The 11,287-nt window shown below is 48.2% G+C and carries 12 protein-coding genes; 6 read left to right on the forward strand and 6 right to left on the reverse strand.

Going from position 1 to position 11,287, the window contains the following annotated elements:
* The 6 genes from AC6BYQ_RS27660 to AC6BYQ_RS27685 form a co-directional block, all read left to right on the forward strand.
* Window positions 1–177, forward strand: a 177-nt coding sequence (locus AC6BYQ_RS27660; RefSeq protein WP_498057855.1) for an antirestriction protein, incomplete at its 5' end; no start/stop codon positions are given.
* 42 nt (window positions 178–219) lie between these two features.
* Window positions 220–630 (forward strand): DUF1380 family protein, encoded by a 411-nt coding sequence (locus tag AC6BYQ_RS27665; RefSeq protein ID WP_023327697.1) that lies wholly within the window; start codon window positions 220–222, stop codon window positions 628–630.
* A 159-nt stretch (window positions 631–789) separates the two neighbouring features.
* Window positions 790–2,550 (forward strand): conjugative transfer relaxase/helicase TraI domain-containing protein, encoded by a 1,761-nt coding sequence (locus AC6BYQ_RS27670; RefSeq protein WP_498057854.1) that lies wholly within the window; start codon window positions 790–792, stop codon window positions 2,548–2,550.
* Between the two features lie 28 nt (window positions 2,551–2,578).
* Window positions 2,579–3,364 carry a DsbA family protein gene (locus AC6BYQ_RS27675; protein ID WP_348575094.1) on the forward strand — a complete coding sequence of 262 codons (786 nt, stop codon included), beginning with the start codon at window positions 2,579–2,581 and terminating at the stop codon, window positions 3,362–3,364.
* A gap of 121 nt (window positions 3,365–3,485) precedes the next feature.
* Window positions 3,486–4,013 (forward strand): hypothetical protein, encoded by a 528-nt coding sequence (locus AC6BYQ_RS27680; RefSeq protein ID WP_348575093.1) that lies wholly within the window; start codon window positions 3,486–3,488, stop codon window positions 4,011–4,013.
* Window positions 4,004–4,420 (forward strand): type II toxin-antitoxin system YafO family toxin, encoded by a 417-nt coding sequence (locus tag AC6BYQ_RS27685; RefSeq protein WP_348575092.1) that lies wholly within the window; start codon window positions 4,004–4,006, stop codon window positions 4,418–4,420. Before AC6BYQ_RS27680 ends, AC6BYQ_RS27685 begins: the two co-directional genes overlap by 10 nt.
* Window positions 4,421–4,634: 214 nt before the next feature.
* Here the strand turns inward: AC6BYQ_RS27685 and AC6BYQ_RS27690 are convergent, their stop codons facing one another.
* The 6 genes from AC6BYQ_RS27690 to AC6BYQ_RS27715 form a co-directional block, all read right to left on the reverse strand.
* A complete protein-coding gene (locus AC6BYQ_RS27690; protein WP_348575091.1) occupies window positions 4,635–5,624 on the reverse strand; it encodes a tyrosine-type recombinase/integrase in 990 nt (329 codons plus the stop codon).
* A gap of 174 nt (window positions 5,625–5,798) precedes the next feature.
* Complete coding sequence (locus AC6BYQ_RS27695; protein WP_348575090.1) at window positions 5,799–7,541, reverse strand: AIPR family protein; 1,743 nt, start codon at window positions 7,539–7,541, stop codon at window positions 5,799–5,801.
* Window positions 7,542–7,794: 253 nt separating this feature from the next.
* On the reverse strand, window positions 7,795–8,499 hold the full coding sequence (locus tag AC6BYQ_RS27700; RefSeq protein WP_348575089.1) for a toll/interleukin-1 receptor domain-containing protein: 705 nt from the start codon (window positions 8,497–8,499) through the stop codon (window positions 7,795–7,797).
* 569 nt (window positions 8,500–9,068) lie between these two features.
* Window positions 9,069–9,443, reverse strand: coding sequence for a hypothetical protein (locus AC6BYQ_RS27705; RefSeq protein ID WP_348575088.1), 375 nt, complete (start codon window positions 9,441–9,443; stop codon window positions 9,069–9,071).
* A gap of 398 nt (window positions 9,444–9,841) precedes the next feature.
* Window positions 9,842–10,327 (reverse strand): GNAT family N-acetyltransferase, encoded by a 486-nt coding sequence (locus AC6BYQ_RS27710; RefSeq protein WP_348575087.1) that lies wholly within the window; start codon window positions 10,325–10,327, stop codon window positions 9,842–9,844.
* A complete protein-coding gene (locus AC6BYQ_RS27715; RefSeq protein ID WP_348575086.1) occupies window positions 10,315–10,581 on the reverse strand; it encodes a type II toxin-antitoxin system TacA family antitoxin in 267 nt (88 codons plus the stop codon). Before AC6BYQ_RS27715 ends, AC6BYQ_RS27710 begins: the two co-directional genes overlap by 13 nt.
* Window positions 10,582–11,287: the final 706 nt, after the last annotated feature.

Here is an 11,287-nt window from a genome sequence, read left to right on the forward strand (position 1 = left end):
AGCGGGGAAGTGGCGGGGATCATCCTCACGGCGCTGGTACTGAATCACCGGAGCTGGCACCACAGCAACCATGACCATGAAGAACTGTGCCGCCACTTCTGCCGTCGCTATGAGCAGCTTATGGCATTTGCTGACACCCATCCGGAAAGCGCCACCATCTGGCGTGCCCTTGACTGACTGACCACGGGCGGCGATGCCGCCCGATAAAAGGAGAAAAACATGATTGGTACAGCAAGAGAAATTGCCCTTGAAATGTTCAGACATTCCGACCTCGATGGCGAGAAATACGTTTTCGCCTGCTGGAATCGAAATGACATTCGTTGCGTCTGCCTTGACTGGGATTTAACCGATGAGGAACTGGATGAAGTCCTGCGTCGGCTAAGTTCATGCCTTGAAAGTGGCGCGGATATCGGCCAGATACGGGCGATTGTCGAAACCATGCTCGATGAGCGACGCGAGAAGCGAACCGTGACTATTCCCGCGAAATCGCTGGCCTTAGTCATGCAGCTTGCAGGACGGGAGATGCAACGTATCGCAGTATGCGCGGAGGATGGCGGCGGATCAGCTGAAGAAACCCTGAAAGAAGAAAACGACGTCATGATGCGCCTGCGCGAGGCGCTCGATGCCTGACAGAAAAGCCGGAGGCATTGCCTCCGGAAACAGAACAAAAGGAGAACACCATGCAACTGTCACCGGAAAGACCTGCAGCTGCGCGGCGCCGTTCACGACATCATTGATAACCGGATCGATGCGGCCCTGCAGCGCATTGAAACCCAGCCGGCTGACCGTGTGGCGCGTAGCGCTTCAGCCGCGCTCCCGGAGAGTGCGATTCAGGAAACGGAAACGCCTGTTATCGATGTCGTTGCTGACTGGACGGACCGGACGCCGGAGGCACGGTCCCGCACGCTCATCATTGCGCAGCTGAACGCCGACCGTAGGGCGATAAATGCCGGCATTCATGCCGCGCTTGCTGAGCGGGGAGAACTGGGGGAGAAGGCGATTAAGGTGCCTGTGCTCGATAAAATCACCCATACGCGCCATGAGTTCAACAAAACAGAGGCCTGGCAGGCGGGAATGGTGGTTAAACGGGGTGACCGCTACCAGGATGTGGTGGCCGTCGACCGTAACGGCAGCACGGTGACGGTACGTGATGAGGAGGGAAAGATTGGTATGTATTCCCCGAAGCAGCTGATCACCGGCGACGTGCAGCTGTTTCGCCGAAACGAGATAGAAGTCCGTGCCGGCGATCTCCTTAAGTTTACGGCGACCGATCGTGAACAGGGGCAGATGGCCAACCAGCGCTATACGGTGGAGTCGGTCAGCGAGGCGGGGAATATCCGTCTGAAGGGGGAAAACGGTCGCGTTACCATCAATCCGGAGAACGTCCGGGCGCAGCAGCATCTCGACTACGGCTGGGCCGTCACCGGCTACGGTGCACAGGGGGCCAGTAGCGATTATGTCATTGCGCTTGAGGGTACGAAGGAGGGGCGTAAGGCACTGGCTTCCCGTCGTGCCTTCTACATTTCAACTTCCCGCGTCAAGGAACACGTCCAGATTTACACCGACAAGAAAGCGGACTGGGTTAAGGCGATAAAAACACCGGAGCGTGATATCAAAACGGCGCACGATGCGCTGGCGCCAGAAACGCAGCGCAAACAGGCGAAAGCCATCTGGGCAATGGGGCAGCCGGTGAATAAAACGGCTATCGGTCGCGCCTGGGTGCGTCATCAGGGCATGCAGGAGGCGTCACTGACGGCGAAAATCATCCCGGCCACCCGGCGCTTTCCTGAACCGGCGATGGCGCTACCGGTATATGACAACAATGGCAGGAGTGCGGGCCTGGCCCTGGTTTCCCTGGTTTCCAGCCCGGAAGGACGGATGACGCAGGGGGAGACACGAATGGTCATGACAGAGCGTGCCCGTGGCGCCGTGCTGCAGCGGAGTCAGTCCGGAAACACGATTGTGGCCAGCGACCTGACGGCCGCACTCGATGCAGTACGAAATCATCCAAAGGACGGCGTGGTCTGGCAGACCGGCGATGAACCGCCTTCAGCATGGCTGCTTAAGGTAAGCGGTGGGACAAAACAGGAAGTATTACCGGGTATTGTTTCCACGCTGACGGACGAACAGAGCGTACAGCAGCTGCGCGAGCAGATGCTGGCAGACCAGGTTCGCAATGAAGAAGCCGGACGGAACAGGCAGCCGGAGTCCTTGCTGGCGAAAGTTCCACAGGAAGAGGCGATCAGACTGAAACCGAAAGACATTAACCCGCCTAAACCGGAGCCTATCAACCCGGATGCGAATGTGATCGCCAGGGTGAGAGGTGAGGAAAACACCGATGGACAGGAAATAAAAGCCGCAGCAGGCGTCAGAAGCGAGCTGGAAGGTGCTGATAAGACCTCCGGTGAACTGTCGCGGGCATCTCGAGTGATTGCTGATCTGGCAAACGCTGAACGCGACATGCTCAGGGCGGCAGAAAATACGGAGCGCGGCCGCGTGCCGGAGCGTGAAGAGCAGACCCTTACCCGTACCATTCAGAAAGAACGCTAATCCCCATTTAAACCATGAGAATCAGGCTATGAAAGCAAACAAATTAGCAGCATTTATAGTTACAACATACATTGGCTTTATTTCAATGGCACACGCTTCGGCCCCTCAGCCAGTATTCAGCCCGGAGCAGGAAGCACATATTGGCGAAATCGCTGCTGACTACCTGGTGTCCCACCCGGAGATTCTGGTGACGGTCAGTCATAAGCTGCAGGAACAGCAGCAGGCACGTAAGCAGAAAATGTTTGCACTCAACGTCATGGAGAATCAGGCGAACCTTCTGCATGATCCGGACACGCCGGCTTACGGCCCTCAGAATGCAAAGGTCGCGGTGATTGAATTCTTTGATTACCAGTGCGTGTTCTGCAGTCGTTTCGCGCCGGAGCTGGAGAAAGTTATGAAAGTGGAGCCGGACGTCCGCTACCTTTTTAAAGAGTGGCCAATTTTTGGTGGTCGCTGGGAAGCCTCACTTCAGGCAGCGCAGCAGGGGCTGACGGTCTGGCAAAAGAAAGGGCCGCAGGCCTATGTCACCTATCACAATGCCATCTACGCCACCGGCCATAATGAAGGCAAGCTGACGGCGGAGGATATACTCGCGGCAGCGTCAAAGGCAGGGCTGGCCGCCTCTGCGCCGGGCGACCATACCGCGTCCCTTGAGAAAAACAGTAACCTGGCAGAGGCACTGGGACTCACCGGAACGCCGGGGATCATCGTCATGCCTGTTAGCGGTGCGACTCCCGATACCATCACGGTTTTCCCGGAAGCCGTAACTGCTGAAAGACTTCAGGCTGCAATCCAGAAAGCCACGGCCAGATAGAGGATTTCAATTTCCTGTTTGCCGTGCCAGCCACATATGCAACCAACTTTTTTTAGCATATAGTTAAGTTCATTAGTAAAATGCAGCGCCTCGTCGAGAGATGATGATTATGGAGCCCGTCGTGAAATTTAAAATCCAGCACTTGCAGGCCGCAGTGGCACTGGTTCTTGCCAGTTTCCAGCCGCAACCCAAAACGGTTGCGTGTCAGCCTACGATTGTTGAACGGGTTTACGAAATGGGCTCCAGAGTCAACAAAACCGATATCAGCGAGCTCACTGTTGCTCTCAATGCCGTAGCTGAAGAATTACGCTCAAGTCGCATCGAGCTGGCCCGGTATGCGGACAGCGATTTCTCCGGCGCTATCAAAGTCGCAAGCGACATCAGAAATCATACTATCCATGTCGCAGGTATCGCAGAGTCCTTTGTTCTGATGCTGCCGGAAAAAAACATCGTTCAGTCGTATGACAGGAATTCTGTTGAGTTTGCCTTCTTTAAGGCCATTAAAATGGTCAGTTTTGCGACCAAAAACTACCTTAGTCTGATTGATCAAATCACACGAACGACAGAAGTGCGTGACTCTGGAATCAACCTCTCGGCCATGAATCACCTGCTGGATTCAGGCAACAGGGCTGCGGCTAAATGGCGTTAACGGCTGAGTATAGTCATCTCACGAGGGATACTTTTTTCCAGCCCACGTTTGCCATTTACCCTGAGCTGGAGAGCCAGTTACAAGCAGAGTTCATTACGTATAAATCAACTGGCGCACCATCAAATCTTCTTGGAAGGGACGCCCCTTTTGATTTCCCGCCATTCGCTGTCGATGCTAACGTCCAGCATATTCACGTTAATCTGCATTTCCAGCTCACCTGGAGTGCCAGACAAGAGAATTACAACCGTACCTCAGATCACTATCTCATTTACACAGAACACATGTGGGATAGCGGCCGCTTTCTGCTGATGGGGCTGATAACACCGGCTCATGAACGTATGCCAGCGAGAGATACCCGGTTACTCAGCTACTTTTCTGAAGTTGCAGAAGATTTTCACGCTTCATAACCCTCAAAATCACATATGGTACCCGGCGAAAGAACGAAAAGGACCGGCCATCCCGCATATCCAAACCACCCCGGTTCAGAAGGGGGAGCAGGATAGCCGGCAGACCTACTTTAACGGAAGTTCCACTGTGGCACCATTCCAGAAAATCGCGTAGCCTGCGAGCATCCACACACCTACTATCTTGTTAACTTGGCATCTTGATATGTTATTAAGTTCATAACAGATCCAGACGGTCGCGCGCCGTACGCAGACGAGCTTCGCCGCGGCGATCGTACTGCTGGGTAGTGGTGACGCTGGCATGACCCATCGCATCCTTTACAGTGATTAAATCCTCGCCGTTATCCAGCATGGCGGTCGCAAAGGTTCTTCTTAAATCGTGCGGGGCGCATTTCGCTATTCCTGCCTGGCGCTGGCGCACCTGCAGGACATGGTACACTGCCTGGTCGGTGAGACGGTCATTCGTCAGGGTGTCAAAGCGACGGATACGGGTAAACAGCGGCCCGTCTTTTTCTCCGCGCACGTCATCGATCCACAACCTGAGCCTTTGCCAAGTGCCCGCCGGCATATAGGCCAGCCTTTCCTTGTTCCCCTTACCCAGCACCCTGAGTGCTCGCTCATTTGTGACAACGTCACTCAAATCCAGCCCCACCGCCTCCGAGCGGCGCAGGCCGCAGCCGAGAATGACGGCCAGCATCGCCGCATCGCGCAACCCGATGCTGGAGCCATCGGCCTCACAGGCACGGAACAGCGCACGGATCTCGTCCGGCGGCAGGGCGCGGCCGCGCGGGAGACGGCTGCCGCGCAGGTTGCGCACCGCACGGATGTGCTGGAAGCTTTCCACGTCCATCAGCTTCAGCATCCAGGCCTCTTTCGCCACGCCCTTGAGTGCCGAAAGGTAGGTGTTGACGGTGGCCGTGGCCCGCCCGGTATCGCGCAGCAGCTCGGTCACAGCCATCACGTGATGACGCCGCAGGCTGCCCCAGCTGCAGGTATCGAGGGACGCTGCACCAAGCATACCGGCAACAATACCGAGGAACGAGGCCATGGTCTGCCGGCTGCGGGGGGAATTCAGGGAAAGCAGGTACGCCCGGGCAGGACTGACCGGACCCTCGCCGCCTGTCAGCGCCGGTAGGAAATCCTCATCACTCGGAATACTCTCCGGCGATGGAAGCAGCTCCGGGTCATCGTCAGGCATCAGTGTCATCGGGGCTCCGTCCGGGCCGGAAACTATCCGGCGCGCTGCGTGAAAAATCGGGGAAAAGTATACGCCAGAGCGTATCGTAAAGAGTCTACTTTTTCAAAGATACATTTTAATAAGTAGAATTATAAAATAAAAACCACACAGCTGTTTTTGATTCAACAGTCATGTGGTTTTAAGTTATGCAGTGATAGAACGAAGCATTTCTAATGTAATAGAACCGTTATGCTGAAGGTATAGCTCTGCATGTCTTCTTACAAGATCGGTTTCCGTTTCAGTCTTATACCTATCTTTTGATATATCAATACCTGATTCCATTACAATCTTTATCGCAATACTGATTAAAGAAAAACTATCAACTTCGTTGATTAGTATTTTCCTTAGGTTTTCACATTTACGTTCTAACTCGTTACTGTTTGGGGGTAGGGGGTTATCTCCCATAACAATAATTCGAATGACCATTAGGCATAAATATTTGTATTTTTTATGATCCTTTTTTAGATTCTCACTTCGAAATAGTTGATCTAACCTATATAATGCCAAAGCGCTAATATAATATGGCAATAACTTATGCCCTAAATTAAACATTTGATCTTTAAATCTGTTGAAAATTGTCCCATAGTAGCCACTCACTAAATGTGGAGAGTACAAGAACATTGAAGCGTAGCATTTTACCTGATTACCGATGGAAACAATTTGAGTCTTTCTGATAGGTAGTGAGTTGTATTGTTGCGATCTTCTCTCATAATACAATGAGATTCTTTTCTCTGTATTGTAAAATAATTCTAATTGCTTCTGAAATATACTCAATGATTCTAAATGTTCAGGTTTGACTTCCGTTTGACTGTTAGTGGCAAGTGTAATGTCAGTTTTAATATCGTCATTGTCAGTAACTATTATTTTAATGGGCACAAATACATTAGATATCCCTTCCAAATGCTGGCAATTATGCAATACATTACTTGTCTGGCATCCATTGACTATTTGATAGTCTCTAAGTGTGAATCGGTTACCTGCTGATGTTAAAGCGTTAGTAACTAGTGTGACACCATTATTTAGGACGCTAAAAAGATCAAACTTACCATCTTCTAATGTTTTTTTAATGCTTGAGTTAACTCTATTTTCGCCTTGGAAATCCCTGACGTTATCATAAAATATATTGTATATACTTTCTTCTTCATCCTGAATTAGTTTTATAAATTCATCAAAAGGAACGACTCCAAAAAACGACTCTTTAATACCCTCAATATCAGGGAGTGTTATTCTGTTTGAAAAATTGATCGTTGTCGATAGTTTGTTTTTTGTATCTAAATAGAGTTTTTGCAACTCTAGGGAACCTAGTGGACTAAACACAACATCTTCAAAAAGTGATAATCTTTTTATTTCATCTACTATATTTTCCATAAGTCCAGTCAAATGCCTGTCACCCGTCCAAACTCCAGTGCATACGAAGTACATTCTTAGAATAGGTCTTCTTGAATGCATCATATCTGAGTGGCCCAATATTTTATCCCAAAGAACCTTTGCCTCTTTGATTTTTTGATTCTGGACTAATTTTGGATCATCGGATAAGAAATCTTTAACGCCATTAGCAAAATTCAGTATCTGGGCGCCGTCAAAAGATGTGCTTGTCTTGGACTGTATAAACGCGACATCCACATCGATGTAGGAACAGTTTGGTATAAAATCTTCAAGGCTATCAATAGAATCAATCAGTCTTCCATTAATTGATATTGTTAACCCATCTATGGCACAATCATTACCAGAACCGGTATGAATATCTTCAAGATCAAATGTGCTGCGATTCAGCTTTGATATAATAGAAAAATTTACAAAGTGTTCAAATATAACACTACGTTCTAACTTTGATAGTTCATACTGTTCCGAGAATGTATCGAGTAAAGAAGATGTGATTTTGTCCATTATTTATCCCTGAATACAAAAAATTTCTACTCTTTTATATCATGTAACAGTGCTGCAGTACGAATTCTCATTAACATAAACGTGACATCGCCCAGTTCTCATTGACTAAAGTTGAACCTATTTCAGCTTAGTGTTCGCGGATAATACATAGTTTATGCTCACTGGGTTTGACTGGCCAAGACGGAGAAGTACTGGCCTGCGGCAGCAGACCAGATACATGAGCCAGAAATATTAGAGCGGGGACTTCGATAAGCTAAACAGTAATTAACTCCGCAATTTTCGTCGCAACAACGTCCAATGTATCTTCCCCCGTATCCAAGCCGCTTCGGGATGCGAGCAAGGGACTGACATTACGCAGAGCTTCATACGACGTGTTATGCACAATGGGAACAAGCTGGTTGCCTGCCAGTAAAGCAGAAAGCTCTTTATCAGCAACACCCTCTTTAGGAAGACGGTTTAACAATGCCGGAGTCACCAAAACCAAGCCGATTCGAGAGTTTGCTAATCCTTTATCAATGGCACGCATCATCGGAACTCCAAGGGCTAGATCCTTTTCACTGAACCATACTTTGACACCGGCAGCTTCGAGCAGATCGTGTAGCTCTTTGGCAATACCATGTCGGTCATCCCAAGCATGGCAAAGGAAGACATCACGGAGGTCAGGTTGCTCAACGGCAAGTTTCTCAACCGCTTGCCTAATTGGCGTCAGTGATTGTACTTGTGCTGTTGTGTAAGAAACGGAAGACCCTGATTTTGACCAGCGTGGCTTCGCATTGCTGCTGCCTCTACCGCCACTGCCTCCATAACTTCCACCAACGCCAGAGCCTGATGAGTAAGAAGGGTAGCTATTATAGTTGTAGTTACTGCGACCATAACCACTGCGATTGCGGCATGCGGGACAGGCTGCAGCTGCAGCTGATGAGTTGTGTCCACGTACAGGAGCCGTACATCTTGCCATACTCTTGTTCCCCTTAATAATCTGGAAGGTAATTACTGCGCTAGTAAACAAGATTAGTAATGGGGACTTTTGAGCGTAAAACAACTGCTATGTTTTCAGAAAGTTGCGCTTCATCACAAATGAATACGAGGAAGTAGTTTTGGGGGCGCATCCTTTTAATCAGTAGTGCAGAACAATTATTCTCCGAGGTGGTCACGCCGGTATCTGAACTGGTGAACAGAGGGTCTGCGACGTGAGTATGGAACTCAGAGTCTATCAGTTGTCATTAATTTCTGAGCGTTGCTAGTGCGACGTATCATGACGACACATATGCTTTCAAGAACTGAATGAATGAGCTTGATCTGTTTTAGTTCTTTATCTTACATCCTCACAATTATCCTGATATCCCTATGGCCTGAGATTTTCATCCTTTATAAGAAAAGTGACACCAAAATATTCCAGGTAAAATTTTTAAAAGCTCAGTGAAATATCGAATGCCTGGCTCGTTATAAATGTCTATATTTTAAAAAGGCCGCTGCGAGAATGTGTCACACAGCGGCCTGTTTAGCAGGATGTCATTGTGAGAACAATTACAATTTATTTGTAAGCAGCATTTTTTCTGTCGCTATACCACTACTGATAAAACCAGATTGGAGCAACCATTTTTGTAATGCATTCACATCTTGGAACAGTGCTTCAATACCACTTGATCTTGACAGGTAAGCAGCAAGGTTTCTTTCTGTACTTTCAAATGGGTCATCATTTTCTTTATTAGTATTATTATTATTTATAAAAATGTATTTTTTATCTTCATTTTTTTGTATTGATGCATTATCAATAATAAGGCTGATGTGCTCATTTATTGCATTAAGTGCATCAAACTGAATCGTATAAGGAAAGTTTTTTATATAGTGATTTCTGATTATTTCATATATGCTATGACGGTTATAAATTTGATTCTTCATTTTGAATTCCTTAGCTAATTAATGTTGCAATAAAATATCGTATACTCAATATGTTATATAAAGAACGCTTTCATTCCCATCTTGAAAATCGTCATCCCATATTAGCCATACAGCAAACTTACTGTTTTACCTAACTCCCATAACGCAATGAGGTCAACTGATTGCATCCAGGTGTCATGTATAGCCACAGAACCCCCTCATTAGGAAAAGAGAGTAGTTGTCTGGGCATGCAGGTTTGAACACTATAGCCTGGAGCTTCCTAAAGAACCACAAATAGACATTAGCATTGAGCCTCTACAAACTTAGTGCGCTTAACAAAGATTATGTTAAATATAATAATATTTTCATTAATAAACAATTAGTTATCTTGCGTGAATGCTCCTTTCCGGTCTCACAGACTACTGTGGTAACTTGAGAAACAGTGTACGTTCCTGGGTTTGCGATGCCTTAAAGCCATGGTGAAGATAAAAACTTTTGGCTTCTTCAGTCAGTGCATGAACCATGATCGCTCGGACTCCAATATTCTCAGCTACACGGTAACAGCGCAGAACTGCATCGTGCAGTAGATCAGCACCTAATCCTTGGCCACGGAAAGATGCATCGACTGCCAGGCGAGCAAGTATGATTACCGGAATAGGATCTGGCATGTTGCGCCTGAGACTTCCCGTGGCTTCCACGTGGTTAACGCTGCCGGTGGCCAGAGAGTAAAAACCGGCAACCTGTTTCGTGTCTGCTTTACAAACTACGAACGTTCGGGCGGCCCCCAGAGCCTGATTTTTCAATCCTCGCTGTTTAAGCCAGTCATCAAGTACAGCTTCCCCACTGGCGAACTCAGCAAGTTGATGGGAGCTGGATAATGGTTCTGGTGCTGTTACACGTCCCACTGAGGTTTCCTTGCCAGCAGTTTATCAATGGCAACGTTATTCGCAACTGGTGCATCGAGCATATCAATGAACTCTGCATACTGCTCATCGTTAAAATTAAAAACGCGACGGTCGAGGATCACATTCTCGGCAGCCTGGCATGCCATTTCCAGGATGAAGTCTGTACGTGATTTATGAAGAATCTCTGCTGCAGCATCAATAAGTGCTCTTTGAGATTCTTTAGCTCTAAGGTTGAGCTGAACATCTGATTTCATGAGTGCGCTCCTTGTAAAGCAATTGCTATACAAGCATATCATAAAGGTGTAGTATAGCAAACGCTATACAGATTTATCTAATGCAGTGATAATACGAAAGAGTCAGCGTGTCACTACTGTGGTAAACCCCCTCCTCTAAATTTCACTTCCCTACCTAGGCATACCTAATCAAACCCAACTCACTGACATTAATGAGCGCGGCGCCGGTTAAAAATCCCATCAGGACAATTAGCACACAAACAATGGACGCTAATATGGTCTGACATCTGGAAATATTGCCAGCGAGAAGGTAGTATTCGGATCGTCAGCGATCGTCTTGTGGTGGGACAGATTGTTGATTCAGATTACTTTTGTGACCTAACTCAAACTGACGGTTTGACTGCTTTGTGGTGAGGCAGGCGGGTGGCAAAAAGCGTTCACGGGAGAAATGCGGACTTCCGGAAACAGACAGGGACAGGACGTGTCCAGTAAAAACGTTCAGGAACAGGTGACGGAATTTCCCGGAGCCTGAATGCAAAAACCCCCCGATATCTGCTACGAACTTGGCGGAACGTTAGATATCAGGGGGTCCAAAAGCAGGCTCGTTGCCTGTGAAGGATTATAACGCATGCACCATAGAAAACAACACTCGGCCGCCATAAGAACAGGCCGCCGTGAATGACAAGCAGATTTCTGTTCACTGGTCTGAACTTCCGGCCGAAGAGTT

It is taken from the genome of Serratia sp. LTN-2, from assembly GCF_059740205.1.